Origin of the sequence: Pelagibius sp., from assembly GCF_965249265.1 — a bacterium.
Taxonomy (GTDB): Bacteria; Pseudomonadota; Alphaproteobacteria; order Kiloniellales; family Kiloniellaceae; genus Pelagibius.
The window spans coordinates 2,508,347-2,531,926 of record NZ_OZ252224.1; the positions used below are offsets into that span (position 1 = coordinate 2,508,347).

At 63.4% G+C, this 23,580-nt stretch carries 22 protein-coding genes and 1 pseudogene; 10 read left to right on the top strand and 13 right to left on the bottom strand.

Annotated features, from left to right (window positions below; all coding sequences use genetic code 11):
* Nucleotides 1-344: 344 nt before the first annotated feature.
* On the bottom strand, nt 345-842 hold the full coding sequence (locus tag ACP146_RS12005; RefSeq protein ID WP_422366993.1) for a single-stranded DNA-binding protein: 498 nt from the start codon (nt 840-842) through the stop codon (nt 345-347).
* A 231-nt stretch (nt 843-1,073) separates the two neighbouring features.
* On the opposite strand from ACP146_RS12005, the gene uvrA reads away from it, so the two are divergent.
* The 4 genes from uvrA to trmFO are packed head-to-tail and all read left to right on the top strand — an operon-like array spanning nt 1,074 to nt 7,192.
* Entirely contained in the window at nt 1,074-3,965 is a 2,892-nt protein-coding gene (uvrA, locus tag ACP146_RS12010; protein WP_422366994.1) for an excinuclease ABC subunit UvrA, read from the top strand.
* Nucleotides 3,962-4,459 (top strand): GNAT family N-acetyltransferase, encoded by a 498-nt coding sequence (locus ACP146_RS12015; RefSeq protein WP_422366995.1) that lies wholly within the window; start codon nt 3,962-3,964, stop codon nt 4,457-4,459. Before uvrA ends, ACP146_RS12015 begins: the two co-directional genes overlap by 4 nt.
* A 48-nt stretch (nt 4,460-4,507) precedes the next feature.
* Complete coding sequence (locus tag ACP146_RS12020; RefSeq protein WP_422366996.1) at nt 4,508-5,767, top strand: adenylate/guanylate cyclase domain-containing protein; 1,260 nt, start codon at nt 4,508-4,510, stop codon at nt 5,765-5,767.
* A 48-nt stretch (nt 5,768-5,815) separates the two neighbouring features.
* Nucleotides 5,816-7,192 carry a methylenetetrahydrofolate--tRNA-(uracil(54)-C(5))-methyltransferase (FADH(2)-oxidizing) TrmFO gene (gene trmFO / locus ACP146_RS12025; protein ID WP_422366997.1) on the top strand — a complete coding sequence of 459 codons (1,377 nt, stop codon included), beginning with the start codon at nt 5,816-5,818 and terminating at the stop codon, nt 7,190-7,192.
* Nucleotides 7,193-7,196: 4 nt separating this feature from the next.
* On the opposite strand, the gene ACP146_RS12030 is transcribed toward trmFO, so the two are convergent.
* Nucleotides 7,197-8,081, bottom strand: a complete 885-nt coding sequence (locus ACP146_RS12030; RefSeq protein WP_422366998.1) for a phytoene/squalene synthase family protein — start codon at nt 8,079-8,081, stop codon at nt 7,197-7,199.
* 185 nt (nt 8,082-8,266) lie between these two features.
* Here ACP146_RS12030 and ACP146_RS12035 point away from each other — a divergent pair, with 185 nt between their 5' ends.
* The 4 genes and pseudogenes from ACP146_RS12035 to ACP146_RS12050 all read left to right on the top strand — a co-directional run bounded on the left by ACP146_RS12035 (nt 8,267) and on the right by ACP146_RS12050 (nt 11,480).
* The gene (locus ACP146_RS12035; RefSeq protein ID WP_422366999.1) at nt 8,267-8,863 is read left to right on the top strand and encodes a urate hydroxylase PuuD; all 597 of its coding nucleotides are present in this window, start codon (nt 8,267-8,269) and stop codon (nt 8,861-8,863) included.
* A 165-nt stretch (nt 8,864-9,028) separates the two neighbouring features.
* The gene (locus ACP146_RS12040) at nt 9,029-9,700 is read left to right on the top strand and encodes a nitroreductase family protein (RefSeq protein ID WP_422367000.1); all 672 of its coding nucleotides are present in this window, start codon (nt 9,029-9,031) and stop codon (nt 9,698-9,700) included.
* 235 nt (nt 9,701-9,935) lie between these two features.
* Entirely contained in the window at nt 9,936-10,538 is a 603-nt protein-coding gene (locus ACP146_RS12045; RefSeq protein WP_422367001.1) for a superoxide dismutase, read from the top strand.
* A 172-nt stretch (nt 10,539-10,710) separates the two neighbouring features.
* Nucleotides 10,711-11,480 (top strand): annotated as a pseudogene (locus ACP146_RS12050) (IS5 family transposase).
* On the opposite strand, the gene ACP146_RS12055 reads toward ACP146_RS12050, so the two are convergent.
* On the bottom strand, nt 11,477-11,869 hold the full coding sequence (locus ACP146_RS12055; protein ID WP_422367002.1) for a GFA family protein: 393 nt from the start codon (nt 11,867-11,869) through the stop codon (nt 11,477-11,479). The pseudogene ACP146_RS12050 and the gene ACP146_RS12055 overlap by 4 nt on opposite strands.
* A 36-nt stretch (nt 11,870-11,905) precedes the next feature.
* Nucleotides 11,906-12,814, bottom strand: a complete 909-nt coding sequence (locus ACP146_RS12060; protein WP_422367003.1) for a LysR substrate-binding domain-containing protein — start codon at nt 12,812-12,814, stop codon at nt 11,906-11,908.
* A 115-nt stretch (nt 12,815-12,929) separates the two neighbouring features.
* On the opposite strand from ACP146_RS12060, the gene ACP146_RS12065 reads away from it, so the two are divergent.
* On the top strand, nt 12,930-14,429 hold the full coding sequence (locus ACP146_RS12065) for an NADP-dependent isocitrate dehydrogenase (RefSeq protein WP_422367004.1): 1,500 nt from the start codon (nt 12,930-12,932) through the stop codon (nt 14,427-14,429).
* Nucleotides 14,430-14,498: 69 nt separating this feature from the next.
* On the opposite strand, the gene ACP146_RS12070 is transcribed toward ACP146_RS12065, so the two are convergent.
* From ACP146_RS12070 to yajC, 4 genes are read right to left on the bottom strand one after another with little or no spacing between them, the layout of a single operon-like run.
* Complete coding sequence (locus ACP146_RS12070) at nt 14,499-14,876, bottom strand: Mth938-like domain-containing protein (RefSeq protein WP_422367005.1); 378 nt, start codon at nt 14,874-14,876, stop codon at nt 14,499-14,501.
* A gap of 49 nt (nt 14,877-14,925) precedes the next feature.
* Nucleotides 14,926-15,864 carry a protein translocase subunit SecF gene (gene secF / locus ACP146_RS12075; protein WP_422367006.1) on the bottom strand — a complete coding sequence of 313 codons (939 nt, stop codon included), beginning with the start codon at nt 15,862-15,864 and terminating at the stop codon, nt 14,926-14,928.
* 13 nt (nt 15,865-15,877) lie between these two features.
* Nucleotides 15,878-17,437, bottom strand: coding sequence for a protein translocase subunit SecD (gene secD, locus ACP146_RS12080; protein ID WP_422367007.1), 1,560 nt, complete (start codon nt 17,435-17,437; stop codon nt 15,878-15,880).
* 29 nt (nt 17,438-17,466) lie between these two features.
* A complete protein-coding gene (gene yajC / locus ACP146_RS12085; protein WP_422367008.1) occupies nt 17,467-17,895 on the bottom strand; it encodes a preprotein translocase subunit YajC in 429 nt (142 codons plus the stop codon).
* A 173-nt stretch (nt 17,896-18,068) separates the two neighbouring features.
* Here yajC and ACP146_RS12090 point away from each other — a divergent pair, with 173 nt between their 5' ends.
* Complete coding sequence (locus ACP146_RS12090; RefSeq protein ID WP_422367009.1) at nt 18,069-18,944, top strand: ATP-binding protein; 876 nt, start codon at nt 18,069-18,071, stop codon at nt 18,942-18,944.
* 117 nt (nt 18,945-19,061) lie between these two features.
* Here ACP146_RS12090 and ACP146_RS12095 read toward each other — a convergent pair whose 3' ends face one another.
* From ACP146_RS12095 to serS, 5 genes are all read right to left on the bottom strand, one after another.
* On the bottom strand, nt 19,062-19,388 hold the full coding sequence (locus ACP146_RS12095; protein WP_422367010.1) for an antibiotic biosynthesis monooxygenase family protein: 327 nt from the start codon (nt 19,386-19,388) through the stop codon (nt 19,062-19,064).
* Nucleotides 19,389-19,485: 97 nt separating this feature from the next.
* Complete coding sequence (locus ACP146_RS12100) at nt 19,486-20,742, bottom strand: peptidoglycan DD-metalloendopeptidase family protein (protein WP_422367011.1); 1,257 nt, start codon at nt 20,740-20,742, stop codon at nt 19,486-19,488.
* Nucleotides 20,739-21,413, bottom strand: coding sequence for a protein-L-isoaspartate(D-aspartate) O-methyltransferase (locus ACP146_RS12105; RefSeq protein WP_422369646.1), 675 nt, complete (start codon nt 21,411-21,413; stop codon nt 20,739-20,741). The genes ACP146_RS12100 and ACP146_RS12105 overlap by 4 nt, the downstream gene beginning before the upstream one ends.
* Nucleotides 21,410-22,192, bottom strand: a complete 783-nt coding sequence (gene surE, locus ACP146_RS12110; protein ID WP_422367012.1) for a 5'/3'-nucleotidase SurE — start codon at nt 22,190-22,192, stop codon at nt 21,410-21,412. Before surE ends, ACP146_RS12105 begins: the two co-directional genes overlap by 4 nt.
* The gene (gene serS / locus ACP146_RS12115) at nt 22,185-23,462 is read right to left on the bottom strand and encodes a serine--tRNA ligase (RefSeq protein WP_422367013.1); all 1,278 of its coding nucleotides are present in this window, start codon (nt 23,460-23,462) and stop codon (nt 22,185-22,187) included. The genes surE and serS overlap by 8 nt, the downstream gene beginning before the upstream one ends.
* Nucleotides 23,463-23,580: the final 118 nt, after the last annotated feature.

The following is a 23,580-nucleotide window of genomic DNA, read 5'->3' on the forward strand; positions in this document are numbered from 1 at the left end:
ATGCCAAATCGCCGAGGTTTCTCTGGTCCCGGAAGAGCGCCTGACCACTGGCCTTTCGACGCCCGGAAACTCCCCGCGATTCGTTGGATTGATTATAACAATCCCGTAAAAGAACGACAACTCCCGCGCCTGCGAAACGGGCGCCGTTTTTCCTTTTATTTCAGGATGTTAGAAATCCGTCGTCTGCACTTTGCCGGAGCCGCCGCGCAAGGCTTGCCATGGCGCGGGCCGAACCAACCTTGGGCTGTGTCCCGGCGGCCCGTTCACGCCAATATGGTTCGGCAAGAATCGTCGGCCCTCACACCGAGAACCGGCGAAGTCCGGAAGTGTCAGCGGCGCCGCCCTTAGAACGGGATTTCGTCGTCCAGATCGCCGGCCGGGCCCGAGCCGCCGCCGGACCCCCCGCCTGAGGAACCGCCGCCGAAGTCGCCGCCACCGCCGCTGTAGCCGCCCTGGTCGCCGCCGCCGAAGCCGCCGCCACCACCGTCCTGGCGGCCGTCCAGCATGGTCAATTCGCCGCGGAAGCGCTGAAGCACCACCTCTGTCGTATAGCGATCCTGCCCGGATTGGTCGGTCCACTTGCGGGTTTGAAGTTGACCCTCGATGTAGATCTTGGAGCCCTTGCGCAGGTACTTCTCGGCCACTTCGGAGAGCTTTTCGTTGAAGATCACGACCCGGTGCCACTCGGTGCGCTCGCGCCGCTCGCCCGAATTGCGGTCGCGCCAGGTCTCCGAGGTCGCAACCGAGAGATTGGCGATGCGGGTGCCGTCCTGGGTGCTGCGGATTTCCGGATCGCGCCCCAGGTTGCCGACCAAAATGACTTTGTTGACGCTCCCCGCCATAACGACCTTCTCCAAATTCTCAGGTTGATTTCAATAAGGGCGCCCGGCCAAGGGCCGTGAGACTGTAGCGCGGCTGGCAGGTCTATGTCAGCAATGGCTTGTCCGCAAGGCCGCAATCGCGATCTGGGGCTCGATTTTCCCGGTCCCATCATCCATATTGCTCTCTGCCGGTCGTTTTCGACCAGGGTATCCAGACAACAACCCCCAGCCTCGAGAGGCCGTGCCGATTTGATGCCAAACGGTCCGCAAGGTCCTGTGATCGCGATTCGCGGAGCGCGCGAACACAATCTGAAAAATATTGACGTCACCCTGCCCCGCAACAAGCTGGTGGTGATCACCGGGCTCTCCGGCTCGGGCAAGTCCTCCCTCGCCTTCGACACCATCTATGCCGAGGGCCAGCGACGCTATGTCGAATCCCTCTCCGCTTATGCGCGCCAGTTCCTGGAACTGATGCAAAAGCCGGACGTGGATTCCATCGAGGGCCTGTCGCCGGCCATTTCCATCGAGCAGAAGACGACCTCGAAGAACCCACGCTCCACCGTCGGCACGGTGACCGAGATCTACGACTACCTGCGCCTGCTCTACGCCCGGGTCGGGGTGCCCTACTCCCCCGCCACCGGCCTGCCCATCGAGAGCCAGACCGTCAGCCAGATGGTCGACCGGGTGATGGAGATGAAGGAGGGCACGCGCCTCTACCTGCTGGCGCCCATCGTGCGCGGCCGCAAAGGCGAGTACCGCAAGGAACTGGCCGATCTGCAGAAGCGTGGCTTCCAGCGGGTGAAGATCGACGGCGAACTGCACGAGATCGAAGAGGTTCCGGCCCTCGACAAGAAGCGCAAGCACGACATCGAAGTCGTGGTCGACCGGCTGATCGTCCGCGAAGGAATCGAATCGCGGCTCGCCGACAGCTTCGAGACGGCGTTGAACCTGGCCGACGGCCTGGCCTTCGCCGAGGATGCCCAATCGAAGGCTGGGGGGTCCGGCGAGCGCACCACCTTCTCGGCGCGCTTTGCCTGCCCGGTCTCGGGCTTCACCATCGACGAGATCGAGCCTCGGCTGTTCTCCTTCAACAACCCCTTCGGCGCCTGCCCGTCCTGCGACGGCCTGGGCGTGACCCTGTTCTTCGACCCCGAGCTGACAGTGCCGGACGACAAGCTGCCGCTCAGCGGCGGCGCCATCGCGCCCTGGTCGCGTTCAGCGACCCCCTCGCCCTACTACCAGCAGACCCTCGACAGCATCGCCAAGCACTACAAGGTCTCGACCCGGACGCCCTGGAAGGAACTGAAGAAGTCGGTGCGCGACGTCATCCTCTACGGCTCCGGCAAGACGCCGATCACCATGGCCTACGAGGACGGGCTGCGAAGCTACAAGACCACCAAGCCCTTCGAGGGCGTGATCCCCAACATGGAACGGCGCTGGCGCGAAACCGACAGCGATTGGGTGCGCGACGATCTCAGCAAATACCAGAGCAACCAGCCCTGCGAGTCCTGCGGCGGCTTCCGCCTGAAGCCCGAGGCGCTGGCGGTGAAGATCGACGGGTTGCACATCAGTCAGGTGGCCGAGTTCTCGGTCGCCGAGGCGGCGGACTGGTTCTCCAAGCTGTCGAAGAAACTGAAGCCCAAGCAGCGCGAGATCGCCAGCCGTATCCTGAAAGAGATTAACGAGCGGCTGCGTTTCCTGATGGACGTCGGCCTGGACTACCTGACCCTCAGCCGCGGTTCCGCGAGCCTTTCCGGTGGTGAGAGCCAGCGCATCCGTCTCGCCTCGCAAATCGGCTCCGGCCTGACCGGGGTGCTCTACGTGCTGGACGAACCCTCCATCGGTTTGCATCAGCGCGACAACGCCCGCCTGCTGGAAACCCTGAAGCGGCTGCGCGACCTGGGCAACAGCGTGATCGTGGTGGAACACGACGAGGATGCGATCCGCTCCGCCGACTTCCTCGTCGATATGGGCCCGCGCGCCGGACTCAAGGGCGGCCAGGTGGTGGCCATCGGCAAGCCGAAGGAAGTCATGAAGGCGCCGGACAGCCTGACCGGCCAGTACCTGACCGGCTTCCGCCAGATCGCCATGCCGCCGCTGCGGCGTGAGGGCCATCCCGGCCAGTCGATCAAGATCCTGAAGGCCGAGGAAAACAATCTCCGCTCGGTAACGGCGGAGATTCCGCTCGGTACCTTCACCTGCGTGACCGGTGTTTCGGGCAGCGGTAAGTCCACTCTGATCATCGAGACGCTCTACAAGGCTCTGGCCCGGCGCCTCCACAAGGCGCGCGCCAATCCCGGCAAGCACGAGGGCATCGAGGGCCTGGAGTATCTCGACAAGATCATCGACATCGATCAGTCGCCGATCGGCCGCACACCGCGCTCCAACCCCGCAACCTACATCGGCGCCTTCACGCCGATCCGGGAGTGGTTTGCGGGCCTGCCGGAATCCAACGCCCGCGGCTATAAGCCCGGGCGCTTTTCCTTCAACGTGAAGGGCGGCCGCTGCGAGGCCTGCCAGGGCGACGGCGTCATCAAGATCGAAATGCACTTCCTGCCCGACGTCTATGTCCAGTGCGACGTCTGCAAGGGCAAACGCTATAACCGCGAGACTCTCGAGATCACCTTCAAGGGCAAATCCATTGCCGAGATCCTCGACATGACCGTCGATGAAGGCGTGGAGTTCTTCAAGGCCGTCCCCTCGATCCGGGTGAAGCTGGAAACCCTGCAGAAGGTCGGCCTGGGTTACATCCATATCGGCCAGCCGGCCACCACGCTCTCGGGTGGCGAAGCGCAACGCGTGAAGCTCTCCAAGGAACTGTCGCGCCGTGCCACCGGACGCACGCTCTACATTCTGGACGAGCCGACCACCGGCCTGCACTTCGAGGACGTGAACAAGCTGCTTGAGGTGCTCCAGGCCTTGGTCGACCAGGGCAACACCGTGCTGGTGATCGAGCATAATCTGGAGGTCATCAAGACCGCCGACTGGATTCTCGACCTCGGCCCGGACGGCGGCGACCGCGGCGGCCGGATCGTCGCCGCCGGCACGCCGGAGGATGTCGCCCGGGTCGCCAAGAGCCACACCGGGCAGTATCTGGCGCCCTATTTCAAGGCGGCCAGCAAACCGCGAAGAAAGCGGGCATGAGCGAAGGCACCATAACCTGCCGGATAGCGACTGCAGCCGATCATGCTGCCGTCGCCGAGCTGTTCTACCGCTGCGATCTGCATTACTGGGGCGACAAGGCCCCGACCGCTGAGGCCATGGCAGCGCACGTCCGCGATCACGTGCTGACCGAGACGGCCAATGTGGAGATCGTTCTGGCGGAACGGGAGGGCGCCGCAATCGGCTTCGCCAGCTTTGCCGTGCTTTACCCGGCGCCGGACCTGGGCGGCGCTCTTTTCCTGAAAGATCTCTTCACCCTTGAGGAAGCCCGCGGCAAAGGCGTCGGGCTCACCTTGATGCGTGAACTGGCCAGGATCGCGGTGGCGCGCGGCTGCGTGCGTTTCGATTGGACGGCGGAAGACTACAACCCCCGGGCCATGGAGTTCTACGAACGCATCGGTGCCCGGCGCGCGACTGAGAAGGTCTACTACCGCTTCGACGGTGACGCCCTGCGGCATTTCGCCGAAAAAGACTAGACTTCCAGCCCCTTGCCAGCGGCGGCACCGCCCCGCACACTCCCCGTCATGTCTACCGTCGATCCGAAGCGTGACGCCGCCGCAAGCCCGGAACTCAGCCAGCATGCGCGCATCAGGGCCCAACCGGTCATCGACTGGCTGACCGACATGGGCATGCGCCGCAGCCGCATCACCACGCTGCATGACGGCTTCATCCGCGAACTCATCAACCTCGGCGTTCCGGTCGCGCGCTCGACCCTGCATATGCCGCAGCTTCATCCTCAGTTGCGCGCCGTCACGGTGCTTTGGGAGGCGGAGGCCGGCGGCGCTATGGAGATACCGCGGGCCCACGGGGTCGAACAGAGCAGCTTTTTCATGACCAGCCCGGTGCGCCTCATCTATGAGGGCGGCCCCGCAATCCGCCGCCGGCTCGCCGAACCGGGCTGTCCCCAGGATTTTCCGATCATCGAAGATCTGGTGAAGGAAGGTTACAGCGACTACACCGCACGGCCCTTGCCGTTCAGCAACAAGCAGATGAACACGCTAACCCTCGCCAGCAGGCGCGAAGGCGGTTTCGACGACCTCGACATCGCAACTGTGGATGCCTGCCTGCCGGCCTTCGCTACGGTGCTGGAACTGCGCAATGTCTATCGCACGGCGCGCAACCTGCTGCAGACCTATATCGGACCGCGCAGCAGCGGCCGGGTGCTGAGCGGTACCGTAAAGCGCGGCGAAGTGGAGCGCATCAATGCGGTGATCTGGACCTGCGACCTGCGCGACTTCACGGGGCTCTCAGAGCGCCTGCCGATGGAAGACGTCATTCTGCTGCTCGACGACTACTTCGAGATCATGGCCCAGCCCATCGCCGCCAACGGCGGAGAGATCCTGAAGTTCATCGGCGATGCCATCCTGGCGATCTTTCCGATTGAGGAGCAGCAGGAAGGCGATGCCTGCCGCGCCTGCGCGGCCGCCATGCAGGCGGCCCAAAGTGCGCTCGAGGAGGCCATGGCGGTGCAGCCGCAGCGCCGCGCCGAAAACAAACCCGAGTTCCGCTGCGGCGTCGCCCTGCATGTCGGCGATGTGATGTACGGCAACGTCGGCGCCGCCGACCGCCTTGACTTCACGGTGATCGGCCCGGCCGTCAATCTGGTCTGCCGTATCGAAACCTTGAATCGTGACCTGGAAGTCCCGCTTGTCTATTCCGCCGACTTTGCCCGTCTCTGGGCTGGGAAAAGCCGTAGCCTGGGTTTTCATGACCTGAAAGGCGTCCGTGAGGCGAAGGAAGTCTTCACTCTGGCCGATCCACCGCTTGCCGGGCCCGGCGAGTAGGGCTATTTGCTGCTGTATTCAGCAGTGTGCGTGAACTAGGCTCAGAGCATGACAGACAGCCAGATCAAACCCATCCACGTTATCGGCGGCGGCCTGGCCGGCAGTGAGGCTGCCTGGCAGATCACCCGGGCCGGGGTGCCTGTAGTGCTTCATGAAATGCGGCCGGTCCGCGAGACCGATGCCCATCTGACCGACGGGCTGGCGGAACTGGTCTGCTCCAACTCCTTCCGCAGCGACGATGCGGAGAACAACGCTGTCGGTCTGTTGCATGAGGAGATGCGGCGCCTCGGCTCCCTCATCATGGCGGCCGGCGATGCCACCAAGCTGCCGGCCGGCGGCGCGCTGGCGGTCGATCGGGTGGCCTTTTCGGACCGGGTGACGGCGCAGCTCGAAACCGAGCCGCTGGTCACCATCGCGCGCGGTGAGGTTGAAGGCCTGCCGCCCGAGGACTGGGACTCGGTGATCGTTGCGACCGGCCCCCTCACCTCTCCGTCCCTGGCCGAGGCGGTCGGCAAACTGAGCGGCGAAGACTATCTCGCCTTCTTTGATGCCATCGCGCCCATCGTCCACAAGGACTCCATCGACTTCTCCAAGGCCTGGTTCCAGTCGCGCTACGACAAACCCGGGCCCGGCGGCGGCACCGCCGACTACATCAACTGCCCGTTGGACGAGGAACAGTACAAGGCCTTCATCACGGCCCTGATCGAGGGCGGAAAGACCGATTTCAAGGACTGGGAGAAGTCGACGCCCTACTTCGAAGGCTGCCTGCCCATCGAGGTCATGGCCGAACGGGGCCCGGAAACCCTGCGCTTCGGTCCGATGAAGCCGGTCGGTCTGCACGACCCGCACCAGGACAAGCGTCCTTACGCCGTGGTGCAGTTGCGCCAGGACAACGCCCTGGGCACGCTCTACAACATCGTCGGTTTCCAGACCAAGCTGAAGTACGGCGAACAGACGCGGATCTTCCGCATGATCCCCGGTCTGGAATCTGCCGAGTTCGCCCGCCTCGGCGGCCTGCACCGCAACACCTTCATCAATTCACCGCAGGTGCTGGACGGCGCGCTGCGTCTGAAAGCCCTGCCGCGGCTGCGCTTTGCGGGGCAGATCACCGGCGTCGAGGGTTATGTGGAATCCGCGGCCATCGGGCTAATGGCCGGGCGTTTCGCCGCCGCCGAACGTCTCGGGCAGGACTTCGTCCCGCCGCCCGCGACGACGGCCCATGGCGCGCTGCTGGCCCACATTACCGGCGGCGCCGATGCCAGCACCTTCCAGCCGATGAACGTCAACTTCGGCCTCTTCCCGCCGCTGACCCCGCCGGAGGGCAAGCGCAAGGTGAAGAAGAAGGAGCGCAAGCCCGCCATGTCGGCCCGCGCCCTGACGGACCTCGCCGCCTGGCTGGAAACCCCCGCCGAGGCCGCCGAGTAGCCTCTTAGTACCGCCCCCTCAGGGCCCACCAGGCAAGGCGCCAGATCTGGCCCGGCGCCTCCCGCTGCAGATCCGGGTGGAAAGGGTCGTAACCGGCCTTGGCCAGCCGCCTCAAATGACGATCCGCCAAGGGGGCCAGCAGCAGAGCCGGGAGCGCCCTGCGCGGGACCGAGCCGGCTGCGCCGCGCGCTTTCTCCAGATGGGCCTCGGCAGCACCGGCAAGGGCCCGCGCCACTTCGGCCAAGGCATCGGAACTCTGAAGTTCGAAAATGGGCCCCGCATGGAGATCCGCCGCGTGACAGAGATCCACCGGCAGATAGAGGCGCTTCTGGCGGGCGTGGAAGGGTATTGCGCGCAGCAAGCCAACGAGGGCCCAGGCAATACCGACCTCCCGGGCTGCCTCCTCCGCTTCGGCGCTCTCCACCCCCAGGATCCTCAGAGCCAGCGTCTGAAGAACGCCGGAAGTGCCATGGGCATAACCCTCCAGTGCAGCCAGGTCTGCCGGCGGCTGGTCTTCCAGATCGAATTCCCTAGCGTCGATAAGGGTTTCCAGCCCGGCACGCGGCAGGCCCCCTGCCGCCACCGCCCCGGCGAGTGGTTCCACGATCTCATGGGCCCGCGGGGTCCCGGCGTAAATCCCTTCCAGGCTCTCGCGCCACCACTGCAGCCGGATGTGGCCGAGCATGGCTTCGCTCACGACCTCCGCTGTTTTGGCGATCTCGTGGTTGAAGGCATAGAGCGCAAAGAGATGCTCCCGCCGTTCAGTCTGCGCGAAGAGCGCCGTCTGGTACCGGTCGCGGTCGTGGCGGCGCAGGTCGGCAATCAGGCTGTCGGCAGTCTGGCGCCCGGCAGTCCGGCGCCCGGCAGTCCGGCTCTGGGGTTCCGTCACCGGCGCCGTCTTTCGCGGCCGACGGCGGATCTGGCGCCCTCTTGGCAAGGCTGCAAGCAGGCCCTAATATTTTCGCAGCGAATCCAAATGGCTACGGCGATCATCTGATAGTCATTTCAAGTAAAGAAAAGCGCTCATCTGCTTTGGTCGGTAGACTTAGCGCAGGAAATCTAGGAGGGGAATAAATGGCTGGCATACTGACATCTCTAAAGAACACGGTGATCTCCGGCTTTGTCTTGGCCGTGCTTCTGGCCCTGATCTATGCCGTCATGCAGGGCTACGACGGCTACAGCTTCGGCGTCTTCTTCTTCCGTTGGCTGCATGTTCTGAGCGGCGTCATGTGGATCGGCCTGCTTTGGTACTTCAACTTCGTCCAGATCCCCAATATGCCGAAGATTCCGGACGAACAGAAGCCGGCGATCGGCAAGGTCATCGCTCCTGCCGCTCTCTGGTGGTTCCGCTGGGGCGCCATGGCGACCATTGTCACCGGCATCATCCTGGCCGCCATGAACGGCTATCTGATCGAGGCGTTCCTGCTGGGTCTGACCGACGGCGTGCCCAAGCACACCGTGATCGGCATCGGCATGTGGCTGGGCACCATCATGTTCATCAACGTCTGGTTCGTCATCTGGCCGAACCAGAAGCGCGCGCTGGGGATCGTCGAGGCCGACGCCGACACCAAAGCCAAGTCGGCCCGCACGGCGATGCTGTTTTCGCGCACCAACACCCTGCTGTCGATTCCCATGCTCTTTGCCATGGTGTCCGCCCAGAATCTTTTCTAAGGCGGAGACGGCGCTCAAAGACGCAGGACCGGGGCCATTGGGCCCCGGTCTTTTGCTTTGAGGCCAGATAGCAAAGCAATTGCGCGAATCATTCGCATTTGCATTTTTGCCGTGGCTCCCTATCTTGTCGCTTGAAGGATCCCAGCCGGAGGCACACTACTTTCCATGCCCACGACAGATATCGCGGAGGACCGCCCGCCTGTGAATGAAAGCCAGGGCCGAGGCCGGATTGAGATCAATGACCTGCCGACCATCGATTTGCTGCGCAGCCGACGCTCGGTGGTGGCGAACCTGATCGGCGAGCCCGGACCGAGCAGGGAACAGCTCGATCTCATCCTGACCGCGGGCATTCGGGTGCCCGACCATGGAAAAATCGGCCCTTGGCGGATGCAGGTCCTGGGCAAGCAGGCACAGGCGGCGCTGGGCGATGTTCTGGTACAAGAGTTTCTGGCGAAGTTCCCCGAAGCCAATGAGAAGCAGGTCGCCTTTGAGCGCAACCGGCCGCAACGCACGCCAAACCTCATCGTTGTCAGCAGCCGGCTCAATCGACAGCACAAGGTGCCTGAGATCGAACAGCTGCTGTCCTGCGGCGCCGTCTGCACCAACCTGCTGAATGCCTGTGCCGCGCTTGGCTTCGCCGCGCAGTGGCTCACCGAATGGCCGGCTTACAACGAGGCTGTGAAGGCGGCCCTCGGCGTTCCCGCCGATCAGCATATCGTCGGACTGGTCTACATCGGCACCGCCGCGGAGGCACCCGGCGAAAGGGTTCGCCCGGACCTGGAAACGGTTGTCGATTTCATGGAAACCCTGCCGGGATCCGCTGCCCCCGGGGCATGAAACGCACAGCGGTCTGGTGAACAGACCGCTCTTTGCCAAACTGTCATGCGTTTGCCATCCGGAAGCTGGTATCAAGCAGGTGGCCGGCATGGCTGCGCCCTGCACCGATACGTTTCTCCGGGCGAGCGGCAACTATCCTCTGGACATTTGTCCCTCGCTTCCTAATTCACGGGATAGAGAGACGATCCGTTTCGGAAGAGATCAATCAAACACAGTAGAACGAGAGAGAGACCGCATGGCCTTCGAGCTTCCCCCCCTGCCCTATGCCCCCGACGCGCTGGAACCGCACTACTCCGCCAACACCCTCACCTTTCATCACGGCAAGCATCACCAGGCCTATGTGACCAAGCTGAACGAGTTGATCGACGGCAGCGAACACGCGGACAAGTCCCTTGAGGCGATCATCACGTCGAGCAGCGGCGGTCTGTTCAATCAGGCAGCCCAGGTGTGGAACCATACGTTCTTCTGGAACTCCATGAAGCCCGGCGGCGGCGGTGCGCCCTCCGGTGCCCTCGCCGAGGCGATTGATTCCACCTTCGGCAGTCTCGATGCCTTCAAGGAGAAGTTCAAAGCGGCCGGTGTCGGCCAGTTCGGCAGCGGATGGGTCTGGCTGGTGAAGGACGGCGGCGAGTTGAAGATCGTCACCTCGGCCAATGCCGAGACACCGTTGACCGAAGGCCAGGTTCCGGTGCTGACCTGCGACGTCTGGGAACACGCCTATTATCTGGACTATCAGAACCGGCGTCCCGACTTCATCCAGTCTTTCCTGGACAATCTGGTGAACTGGGAGTTCGCCGCGGCCAACTACGACGACGTCAGCAGCGCCGCAGCCGAATAGCCAGGACTGCAACAGTCGCCACTGAGAAAAGAGGGTCCTGACGGATCCTCTTTTTTTTCGCCTGCGTGTTCGAAAGCGCTGTCCGCGCTCTAGGTAGTGCACTCATAAATCCATTTTCAAGATCAGCGGTTTGTGATTCTGTGATGGTCTGGTTTGGCGTTCGGAGGAGAGCATGTCACGCTATGATCTTACGGAGCTGGAATGGCGGTTCATCCAACCGATTCTGCCGAACAAGGTGAGGGGTGTGCAGCGGCGCGATGACCGGCAGGTTCTGAATGGCATCTTCTACGTGTTGCGCACCGGCTGTCCGTGGCGCGACCTGCCCGGGCGCTACGGCCCCTATACCACTGTGTACAACCGCTTCCGCCGCTGGACCCGGGCCGGCGTCTGGGACCGGGTCATGGACGCGGTGGTGGATGCTCACAACGGCGATGTGGTGATGATCGACGGCACGTCGGTGCGCGTGCATCACGCCGGGGCCACGCTCAAAAAAACGATCCCCGACGATGCATGGGTCGTTCACGTGGCGGTCTGACCACAAAAATCCACGTTCTGGTCAATGAATGGGGGCTACCGTTGAAGGTCCACCTGACGCCGGGACAGGCCCATGACGGGCCGGTGGCGCCGCTTCTGCTGGGGGACTTGCAACCCGGACAGGCTGTTCTGGCCGACAAGGCATACGACGCCAACCACATTCGAAACCTGATCTGGGAGAAGGGAGCGGAAGCGGTGATCCCCTCCAAATCCGACCGCAAGATACCGATCCCATTCGACCGGGAACTCTATCGTCAACGCAACAAGGTCGAGCGCTTCATCGGCCGTATCAAGAAATCCTTCCGGCGCATCGCAACCCGATACGACAAGACATCACATGCCTTCCTCGCCTTCATCAAAATCGCCGCTGTCAGAATCTGGTGCGAAGCTTATGAGTCCGCTACCTAATCCTCACAGCGCCCGGCGGCGTCACGGTCGCGCTCGTAACACTTCGTTGCCGGAAAGGACGGCAACCAGGATTCGCGGCGGCTTACCCAGCTCTCGTAGGTGGGAACCAATTGGTCGGGGGCATCGAGGCTTCCCAGGTGCACTTCGACTTCGTCATCTGTGCGTGCGAAAACCGAAGAGCCGCAGTGCGGACAGAAGTGCCGCCCGTCGTAGTCGCGCGTTTCGCCTTCGATCTTTACCGCATCCTGAGGGAAAACCGCAGCGGCGTAGAAAAGCGCCCCATGATGCTTGCGGCAGTCGAGGCAGTGGCAAAGGCCGACCCTGTAGGGGCGGCCCGACGCTTCTATCCGCACCTTGCCGCAAAGGCAGCCGCCGGTGAATCGCTCCATGTCATATCTCCTTCAAAGTCACCGCCGGTGGCCGCGTCAGCCGCCGATGCGCCGCCCTGCTTCACCGACACTTGCCGCGCTGCCGTGTTCAAGCTCGCCCATTATGTCATCACGCAAACGGCGCGCGGCGGGGCTCAACTGAACCGCTTCGATCAACGCCATCTCCGTATCCTCAAGAGCCGGCAGTGCACAGGCCTCGCTGTTCAGGATCGTCAGATCCGCAGGCGCCATCTCCTTTGGTAGCACGGTCACCCCGAGGCCGGCACGAACCGCGGCGTGGGCACCCGCCAAAGAACCGCAAGTATAGGCGATGCGCCAGCGCCGCCGGCAGGCATCGAGCGCGACGGTCATTCGTTTTCGATACACGCAAGGCGACGGCGACACCACCAGCGGCAAGGGCCCCTCGCCCAGGGCAATCTGCTTGTCGGCGGCAATCCAGACGAGAGGCTCCCGCCAAACCCCGATGCCCTCACTCGCCGCGGCGGGTTCGCGCTTCACCAAGGCAATGTCCAGCCCACCGCTGTGGAAGCGCTCCAGGACCTGAAGCGTCAGCTCGCAGGTCACTTCCAATGCCACCTGCGGATGGCTGCGGGCAAAGCGCGCGAGAACGGAAGGCAAATGGCTGGTGGCGAAATCCTCAGGGGCCCCCAGGCGGACGACACCTGAAAGTTCCGGTTCGCGCACCCGCGCCGATAACTCCTCGTTCAGGCTGAGAATACGCCGCGCGTAATCGAGGATCAGTTCCCCTTCGCCGGTCAGGGAGAGATGCCGCGGACTGCGCTCCAGCAGCTTGACCCCCAGGTGCTGTTCAAGCCGCTTGATCTGAAGCGAGATCGCCGACTGGCCCCGCAGCAAGCGCTCGGCTGCCCGCGAGAAGCCACCGCTTTCCACGACTGCGACAAATGCCCTCAGGAGCTCCGGGTCCGTCGTTGCGGGTGCTGTCATGATGAGAATCCAATAATTGACTTTCTCAATAATAAGATCGTTAATAATCAATTTCAACAATTTAGGGACATCAGTTAGATACAGCGCAGATTGTCCGAAGCGAGGAGTACCCAGGATGACTGTACAGTTGAAACCCGGCGATTCCGCCGAATTCCAGGCGCTAAGTGGCGGCAAGGATGCCACGCCTGTGACCGTTGCCTTTGGCGACGGCATTGGCCCGGAGATCATGAAGGCGAGCCTCAATATCCTGATCGCCGCCGGAGCCAAGATCTCCATCGAACCCATCGAGATCGGCGAGAAAGCCTATCTGGCCGGCAATACCGCCGGTATCGAACCCTCGGCCTGGGACAGCCTGCGACGGACAAAGGTTTTCTATAAAGCGCCCATCACCACGCCACAGGGCGGCGGGTTCAAAAGCCTCAATGTGACGGTCCGCAAGTCGCTCGGCCTCTTCGCCAATGTCCGTCCCTGCACCGCTTACGCGCCCTTTGTCGCCACCAAGCATCCGGGCATGGACCTGGTCGTCGTGCGCGAGAACGAGGAAGATCTCTATGCCGGGATCGAGCATCGGCAAACCGACGATGTCTATCAATGCCTGAAGCTGATCTCACGGCCCGGCTGCGAGAAGATTGCGCGCTACGCTTTTGAATATGCAAAGGCGCAGGATCGTAAGAAGGTCACCTGCTTCACCAAAGACAACATCATGAAGTTGACCGACGGCCTGTTCCACAAGGTCTTCGACGAGGTCGCAGCCGAATATCCGGAAATCGAGAACGAACACTGGATTGTCGATATCGGCGCCGCCAAGCTGGCCGATACGCCCGAGGCATTCGACGTGGTGGTCATGCCCAACCTCTACGGCGATGTCCTGAGCGACGTGGCCGCGCAGATCGCCGGTTCGGTCGGCTTGGCGCCCTCAGCCAACATCGGTGAACACTGCGCCATGTTCGAGGCAATCCACGGCTCTGCTCCCCGCCGCGCCGGCCAGGACATGGCCAACCCTTCGGGCCTGCTGCTGGCCGGTGTCATGATGATGAACCATATCGGCCAGTCCGATGTCGCCGAGAAGGTTCATAACGCCTGGCTGAAGGCCATCGAGGACGGACTCCACACCTACGACATCTTCGATGCGGAAACCTCGAAGCAGAAGCTCGGCACCGCGGCCTTTGCCGAAGCCGTCATTGACCGTCTCGGTCAGAAGCCGGCGCAGCTTCAGCCCGTGACCTACAATGCCGAGGCAAAACCCTTTGAGGTGCCGCGCCCCACGGCAAGGCCGACCGCGAACAAAGAACTTGTCGGGATCGATGTCTTTGTCGACTCGACCAAATCGGCAGAGGCCCTTGCCGCCGACATGCAGCATGCCGAGTCCCCTCTGGTTGAGCTCGCCATGATCACCAATCGGGGCGTCAAGGTCTGGCCCGGCGGTCTGCCGGAAACCTTCTGCACCAACCATTGGCGCTGCCGTTTCATGGCCAAGCCCAACAAGCAGATGAACAAAGCAACAATCGTGGAGTTGCTCAGCAACCTGACCAAGGTGGGCGTCGACTTCATCAAGACCGAGCAGCTCTTCACCTTCGACGGTGAAATCGGCTACTCACTCGGCCAGGGTCAATAAAAAAGACCGGGCGTTGACAGGGAGGAGTGGGGAAAGGCGGGCCTTCTGACGGAGGCCCGTCTTTCTCTTTCAATCGACCGCGATGACGGCGGCAGCAACGCGCCGGTCTTCTGCAGCAAGCACATTGTAGGTGCGGCAGGCGGCACCGGTGTCCATAGGCTCCAGGGCCAGGCCCCGCGCCCTTGCCGCCTCCGTCAGGTCAGGGTCGATGAAGGCCATGGCTGTCCCACAGCCGATCAGCAGCACTTCGATTGCCGGATCGGCCGAGATCACCGGTTCAAGATCCTCGAGGGAGAGGGTTGTGATGTCGGTGACGTCCCAGGCCAGCGTCCGCTCGGGCAGAACCAGCGTCGAGCCGCTGTAAGCCTCTCCGGACACCCGAAACCCGCCGCCGCCATAACCTTCGATGATCTGGCGGTCCTGAGGGATCAGGGGGGTCACATCCATAACCGTTCCTTTTATTCGCAGGACAGCGGCCGGCTTTCTGGACGGCGGATCAGGCCTTGGCGGCAGCGCCCTTGGAGGGGGCCTCGTCCTCTTCATTGCCGCGGCGCAGCTTCATGAAGGACAACAGCGGCACCGCCAGCGCGACCGAAGAATAGGTGCCGATCACCACGCCCCAGATCAGCCCGGCCGTAAAGCCGCGGATCACCTCGCCGCCAAAGAAGAACAGCGCCCCCAGGGCAAGCAGCGTGGTGAAAGAGGTCAGCACCGTGCGGGATAGCGTGAGGTTGATCGACCGGTCGAGGACCTCGTTCAAGGGCACTTTCTTGAACTTGCGCAGTGTCTCGCGCACCCGGTCGAAGATCACCACGGTATCGTTGATCGAGTAACCGGCGATGGTCAGCACCGCCGCCAGGGTTGCCAGATTGAATTCGATCTGGGTAATCGCGTAGAAACCGACCGTCGCTATCACGTCATGGATCAGGGCCACGAGGGCCGCCACACTGAAATGCCATTCAAAGCGGAACCAGATGTAGAACGCGATTCCGAGCAGAGCCAGGACCGTTGCCAGCAGTCCGGCCTGCTTCAGTTCTCCGCCGACCTTGGGGCCGACAAACTCCTGCCGCCGCATCTCGATACCCTCGCCGAGGGCTTCGCGGACCATCTGGATCGCCTTGATCTGTTCGGCCTCTTCACCGGCCTGCCGTTCAATGTTGATCAGAACGTCGGTCGGCTCGCCGAACTCCTGCAAAGTGACCTCACCGAGCCCAAGGTCGGAGACCCGTGCGCGCAGGGCGCTGAGATCGGCCGGGCCCTCGGTGCGGATCTCCATCAGGATGCCGCCGCGGAAGTCGACGCCGAAATTGAGCCCCTGGGTGAAGAACAGGCCCACTGACCCCAGCATCAGACAAGCCGAGATGACCAGGAAGAGGCTGCGGCGCTTGATGAATTGCAGGCCGTACTCAAGCGGCAGGCTGCGAATGATTGCCATGGTCCCTGCCCTCCTAGATCGCCAAGGTGTCAGGCTTGCGCTGACGCAGCCAAAGCACGACAAGGGATCGGGTCAACATGATCGCCGAGAACATCGACGTCAGCAGCCCGATGGCGAGCGTAACCGCGAAGCCTTTGATGGGGCCGGAGCCGAAATTGAACAACAGCAGCGCCGCGATCAAGGTTGTCAGATTGGAGTCCATGATCGTCGAAAGGGCCCGTCGATAACCGGCATCAACAGCCGTAACCGGGCCGCGGCCATTGCGCATCTCCTCGCGAATGCGCTCGAAGATCAGCACATTGGCATCCACCGCCATACCGATGGTGAGGACGATACCGGCAATGCCCGGCAGGGTCAGCGTCGCCTGCAGTACCGAAAGCGCGGCCAGCAGCAAGACCAGGTTCACCAGAAGCGCGGCAGCCGCCATGGCGCCGAAGAGGCCGTAGATCGCCGCCATAAAGATGACCACGAACACGAGACCGAGGACAGCGGCGATCTCGCCGGCGCGGATCGAGTCCGCCCCCAAGCCCGGCCCGACGGTGCGTTCCTCGAGATAGGACAGCGGCGCCGGCAGGGCGCCCGCACGCAGCAGCAAGGCAAGGTCCTGCGCTTCCTCGACGGTAAAGGTGCCGGAGATCACGCCGCGCCCGCCCAGGATCGGTTCGCGGATCTGCGGCGCCGAAATCACCTTGTCATCCAGAACGATGGCAAAGAGACGCCGGACATTTTCCGTCGTCGCTTGGCCGAAACGTTGCGCACCCACCGTATCGAAGCTGAAGCTGACCACCGGAAGGCCGTCCTGGAAGGTCGCCTGTGCATCCACCAAGCGATCACCACTGACCATCACCCGCTTGCTCACCGGATAGGCCTCCGGCTCGCCCGGGCCGGGGTCATCCGCCTCCAGCAGTTCCACCGACGGCGGCAGGCGCCCGCCGGTGCCAAGGCTGTCATGCACGAAGCGGAAACTCAGGACCGCCGTCTGACCGATCAGCGCCTTGATGCGTTCCGGATCGTCGACGCCGGGCAATTGAATGAGAATGCGGTCTTCGCCATGGCGCTGGATGGAAGGTTCCTTGGTGCCCGTCTCGTCGATCCGGCGGCGGATCACTTCGATCGCCTGATTGACGACGGCGGTGGAGCGCTCCTGAATCGCCTGCTCCGACAAGGCAACCCGGAACACACCGTCATCGACGTCGACATCCAAGAGCCGCGGGATCAACTCGACGATCGCCTGCCGCGCCCGGCCGGAATCTTCCGGATTGTTCAGCGTGAAGCCGGCCTCCAGCCCGAATAGCCCCCAGCCCGAGGCCTGAATGCCGCGCTGCGACATGGCGCTGCGCAGTTCCTCCACCAGGTTCTCACGGTCTTCCTCGAAAACGGACGGCAGATCCACCTCGATCAGCAGATAAGAACCGCCGCGCAGGTCGAGGCCCAGGTTCACCTGTTGGTGGGGCACCCAGCCCGGCAGGTCTTCTGCCTGCTTGCTGCCAAGCAGGTTGGGAGACGCATAGACGAAACCAGCCAGCACAATCAAGATGATCAGAACGACTTGCCAGCGCGGGATATGAACCATGGCGGGGTGCTTTCGAGTAAGGCCCGGACTTAGGACTTGTCGCCCGGCGGCCGGTTGCCGCCGAAAAGCCCGCCAAGCAGGCTTTTGGGGCGCGCCGCGCCGGCATCGTTTGCGGGCTTCCCACCATCGCCCTTGGCCGCCGCCGCTTCGGTGCGGCTCGTGACATCCTGAATGGTGTGGCGCATCGCCCGGACACGCACGCCCTCGGCCAGTTCCAACTGGACCTCGGACTCGTTGATCACCTTGGTCACCGTGGCAATCAGCCCGCCGGCGGTCACGACCTTGTCGCCGCGGCGCAGGGCCTGAACCATATCACGGTGCATTTTCACCTTCTTTTGCTGCGGACGGATCAGCAGAAAATAGAAGACGACAAAGATGAGGATGATGGGCAGGAAGGATGTGAAGAGATCGGCTCCACCGCCACCTGCGGCCTGGGCATAGGCCGGCGAAATAAGCATAAGTTAGACCTTTTCCGAGCAGTCAGACCGGCGGACTATAACCACAAGCGCGCGAATTGCAACGTCACCTGGAAGCGCCGGAAACAGGCCAGAGCGGGATTGACCGGGCCCGGTCCAGCCATTAGATTTTGCGCCGAAATTCAACCTCTTGGCCGCCGTTCTTAGGGGCATCAATGAACAGTCCAGAAAACCAAAGCCTCACGCCGCTGCTCCAGCGTATCGCCGAGGCGCTGGAACGACTCGCTCCGGTCGCCCCCTCGGCCATCGATCTGGATGCCGCCGACGCTTTCATCTGGCATCCGGAAAGCGACCGGCTGGAGCCGGTGTTGCACATAAATCGGGTCGACTTCGCGCTTCTGCAAGGGATAGAGCGGCAGGCGGAGACGCTCTTCGAGAACACCCGGCGCTTTGCCGAGGGCCTGCCGGCCAACAATGCCCTGCTCTGGGGCTCCCGCGGCATGGGCAAGAGTTCCCTGGTGAAGGCCGTCCACGCCCGCGTGAACGAGGCCGGAAACGGCAAGGGCCGCCTCGTCCTGGTGGAAATCCATCGAGAGGATATTCCCAGCCTGCCACGGCTGCTGCAGTTGCTGCGCCAGACCGACCGTCCCTGCGTCCTGTTCTGCGACGACCTCAGCTTCGATGGCGAGGACGCCAGCTACAAATCGCTGAAAGCGGTCCTGGAAGGCGGCATAGAGGGGCGGCCGGCCAACGTGATCTTCTACGCCACCTCCAATCGGCGCCATCTGATGCCCCGGGATATGATCGAAAACGAGCGTTCGACGGCAATCCATGCCTCGGAGGCTGTCGAAGAGAAGGTCAGCCTCTCCGACCGTTTCGGCCTCTGGCTCGGCTTCCACAACTGCGATCAGGATACCTATTTCGCCATGATCGAGGGCTACGCCGAGCGCTACGGCCTGGCGATCCCCAAGGATCAGCTACGTGCCGAGGCCAAGGAATGGGGCGTCACCCGCGGCGGCCGCTCCGGCCGTGTCGCCTGGCAGTACATCCAGGATCTTGCCGGCCGCCTCGGCAAGCGCCTGGAAGACTAGGCCCGCCGGATGACAGACCCTTCGAGACGGCGCTGACGCGCCTCCTCAAGCTGAGGGCTTGTCTCTCAATCCTCATACTGAGCAGGGCCGCAGGCCCGTCTCGAACTATGCCTGGCCTTAGGGCTGCGGCGCTTCGGCGCGGTCGTTCATGCCATAGTCGCGGACAACAGAGGCGATGCGCAGACGGTAGTCCTGAAAGATGTCATGGCGCCCCCTGCCCTGCGCCGCCTGGTGCTCCGCATGATTGCGCCACCGGATCAGGGCTTCCTCATCGCGCCAGAAGGACAGGGAGAGGATCTTGCCTTCGTCGGTCAGGCTGGCAAAGCGTTCCACCGAGATAAAGCCGTCCATCTGCTCCAGCTCGCTGCGCAGGGATGCCGCGACATCCAGGTAATCACCCTTCCGGCCCTCCTTGGGCCGCACCTCGAAAATCACAACATGCACGGGCTCTCTCCGGATGATGAAAGACTCAGGTAGACTCGCAGACGCGAAGGTCTGAGGCCAGGCTCGGCCCTATGACCGCGGTCGAAATATGCCTGCTTCAGTTTGTGGCAGCGGTGGTCGGCCGCGGGCCCATCATGGTCTCCGGGTTCACGGCACGGGTCCCGCGCCGCACCTCGAAGTGCAGTTGAGGGCGGTCGACCGAACCACTGGAGCCAACCCTGGCGATGCTTTGGCCGCGGGTCACCACATCGCCCTGGGTCACCAGCAGCCGCTCGTTATGGGCATAGGCGGTTATCCAGCCGTCGGCATGCTTGATCAGCAGCAGCTTGCCGAAGCCTTTCAGTTCCTCGCCGGCATAGGCGACAACGCCGTTCTCCGCGGCCCGCACCGGCGTGCCGCGCGGCGCGGCAATATTTATTCCGTCATTGTGCTCGCCGCTTTTCTTGCCGCCGAAGGACGACAGAACCGGACCCTGTACCGGCCAAAGGAAGGTCGATTTCGCCCGCGGCGGCGGTTTGCCGACAGGTCCCGGCCTGGCGACGACGGGTTCCGCAGTCGGCGCTTTCGCTATCGCCGGCCGGTTTGCAGAAGGCCGCGCCGCCGGCGGTTTCGGCAGGCCCGCGGAACGGGTGGTGGCGGCAGCCGGGTTCTCCGCAGACGGCCGCGCCTGCGGCGCGGAAGATATACCGGCGGTCGCCGTTTGGGTTCCCATCTGCGGCAGGATCAGTTTCTGCCCGAGCGGGATCGTATAAGGCGCCTCGATACCGTTCAGGCGCACCAGCTCGCTGCGGTCGACGTCGTAGCGTCGCGCTATGTTGAAGATCGTATCGCCAGGCGCCACCACGTGGATCTTGGCCTGCGGGATCGTCAGGCTCTGGCCGAGGGTCAAGCGGTAGGGCGGCTGAAGGTTGTTGGCGTCGATGATCGCGCGGATCGGCAGACCGAAGCGCCGGGCGATGCCGTAAAGACTGTCACCTTTGCCCACCAGGTAACGTCCGTCAGCGGGAATGGCCGCGGTTTGAGCGGCAACCTGCTGGAGCTGCGCCGGCGGCGGCGCCTGCTGTATTGGAGTCGCTTGGGCCTGAGGTTGCGGGTTCGCCGCCTGCTGCGGTTGCGCGTCGCCGAGCGGCGCGAGTTGTTCCACCTCTACGGCGGAACCGGGCAGCGGCGATGCCGCCGTTTCAACAGGCTCGACCCAGGAGGCGAAGTTCAACGGCGGCGTCGGCTTGCGTTCCGGCAGCCTTGGCGGATCCTTCGGCGTCTGGAAGTCAGCCGCCCGGTAGGTCGGTGTCGCCAGGCAACCCGATAGCGCTAGGACCACACAGCCTAAAACAAGCGTTGCTCGCAGTTTCATGCCAGCCTCCCGCCCCTCTGGGCAAAATAGGCCTCGTCGTCCGGCACCCCTTCCACCAGAGGCACGAAGCGCACATCGCCGAGATGCTCTTCGACGACGCTGTCGCCTTCGCGGCGCAGGCGCAGGAGGGCCTGGTCGCGCGACGTGCGGCCCACCGGCAGAACCATCTGCCCGCCCTCGGCAAGCTGATCGACCAGGACCGAAGGCACGTCGGTCGCTGCCGCCGTCACCATGATGCGGTCGAAAGGCGCCTGTTCCGGCCAGCCCTTCCAGCCATCGCCATGGCGGGTGGTGATGTTGTGCAGGCGCAAGGCGGCGAAACGTTCCTCGGCCGAGGCGCGAAGCTCCTTGAAGCGCTCCACGGTATAGACCCTGCGGCAAAGCCGGGAGAGCACCGCCGCCTGGTAGCCGGAGCCTGTGCCGATCTCCAAAACCTTGGTGCGGCGACTGGCCTGCAGCGCCTGGGTCATCTGCGCGACCACCTGGGGCTGGCTCAGGGTCTGGCCCTGGCCGATGGGAATAGCCAGATTCTCATAGGCCTGGTGGCGAAAGCTTTCCGGCGCGAAAGCTTCCCGCGGAATGCGCTCGATCGCGGAAAGCACGTCCGTGTCGGCGATACCGCCGCGGCGCAGTTCCATGATCAGGCGTATCTTCCGCGAGGCCACCATCAGGCAAAGAGCCCCTTCATTTTCTTCATGGTCGCACGGTGAGTCAGATCGAGGTGCAAGGGCGTCACGGAAATGCCGCCCCTAGCGGTCACAGCCAGGTCGGTATCCTTCTCCGACGACCTGTCGTGCTGATAGCCGCCGATCCAGAGGAAGCGCCGGCCGGAGGGGTCGAAACCCTCCGTAACGGCAGCCCCTTCGTCACGGCGGCCCTGGCGGCAGATTTCGACGCCGGTCACCGCCTCTGGCTTCACCGCCGGAAAGTTCACGTTGACCAGCAGATCCTTGGGCCAGGTCATGGGGGCGAGCTTGCGCACGATGTCCGCCAGGAAAGCTTCCGCCACCTTCCAGCGGACGATGCCGTCTTCGTCGCGCTGCTGGGAAAAGGCGATGGCCGGAATGCCCAGCAGGGCCGCCTCCATGGTCGCGGCGACCGTGCCGGAATAGGTCACGTCTTCGGCCAGATTGCCGCCGTCGTTGATGCCGGAAAGCACCAGGTCAGGCAGCTTGTCGGCCAGGATGCGGTGATGGGCGACCAGCACACAGTCGGTGGGTGTACCGTCGACGGAAAAACGCTTGGGGCCAAGACGCCGCTCCCGCAACGGCCGTCTCAGCGTCAGCGAATGGCTGGTCGCCGACTGTTCGGTCTCCGGCGCCACCACCCAGACGTCGTCGCTCAGCGTCTTGGCGAGCTTCTCCAGAACCTTCAGGCCCGGGGCGTGAATGCCGTCGTCGTTGGTAACGAGGATGCGGGCCTTCTTCAGGTTCAGAGCGTCTTTAGCCATGATCGCCGATGACCTCCTGTCCGCCCATGTAGGGGCGCAGCGCTTCGGGCACCGCGATGGTGCCGTTGCCCTGTTGATAGTTCTCCATCACCGCGATCAGACAACGCCCCACCGCAACGCCGGAGCCGTTAAGGCTATGTACGAAGCGGGTGCCCTTTTCATCCACCGGGCGGTAGCGCGCCTTCATGCGCCGCGCCTGGAAGTCGCCGCAGTTCGAGCAACTGGAGATTTCCCGATAGGCCTTCTGTCCGGGCAACCAGACCTCGACGTCATAGGTCTTCCGGGCGCCGAAGCCGATGTCGCCGGTCGACAGCACCATCACCCGGTATGGCAGGCCGAGACGCTTCAACACCTCCTCGGCGCAGCCGACCATGCGCTCAAGCTCATCCAGAGACTCTTCAGGCTTGGTGATTGAGACCAGTTCAACCTTCTCGAACTGATGCTGGCGCAGCATGCCACGGGTATCGCGGCCGGCAGAGCCGGCTTCCGAACGGAAACACGGCGTCAGGGCCGTCACCCGCAGCGGCAGCGCTTCAGCTTCGAGGATGTCGCCGGCAACCAGGTTGGTCAGCGGTACCTCCGCCGTCGGGATCAGCCAATGATCGCTGGTGGTGCGGAACTGATCTTCCGCGAACTTCGGCAATTGTCCCGTGCCGTAGAGCACGTGGTCGCGCACCAAAAGCGGCGGCGCGACTTCTTCATAGCCGTGCTCCGTGGTGTGGAGGTCGACCATGAACTGCGCCAGGGCGCGATGCAGCCGTGCGATCTGACCGCGCATGACCACAAAGCGCGAACCGGAGAGCTTGGCCGCGCTTTCGAAATCGAGATAGCCGAGCGCCTCTCCCAGTTCGTAGTGCTCCTTCGGTTCGAAGTCGAACTCGGTCGGCGTCAGATGCTTGCGCAGTTCCACATTGGCAGTCTCGTCCGGCCCTTCGGGCACGTCCGGCAGCGTCACATTGGGAATGCCGCTCAAGAGGTCGGTCAAGGCAGCGGAGGACTCACGCTCGGCCTCTTCCGCCGCCGCCATTTTACCCTTCAGTCCGGCAACCTCTTCCATCAGGGCGGAGGCATCCTCACCCTTGCGCTTCGCTTCGCCGATGGCCTTTGAGGACTCGTTGCGCCGGGTCTGTATGTCCTGCAGTTCGGCCTGCACGGCACGGTGCTTGCCGTCCAGGGCGAGCACGGCTTCAGCCAGGGGTTCGAGGCCGCGGCGTTTCAGCGCGGCGTCGAGAGCCTCGGGCTCCTCACGAATCCATCTTATGTCCAACATGGGCGGTCTTGCGAATCGGGTCTGTTGCTGAGCGAATCGAAGGACTTATACGGCCCCCTCGAGGGGCCTGTCCACGACGGACTGCGCCGATTCGCCCAACAAATGCGCCCTTCCGGCC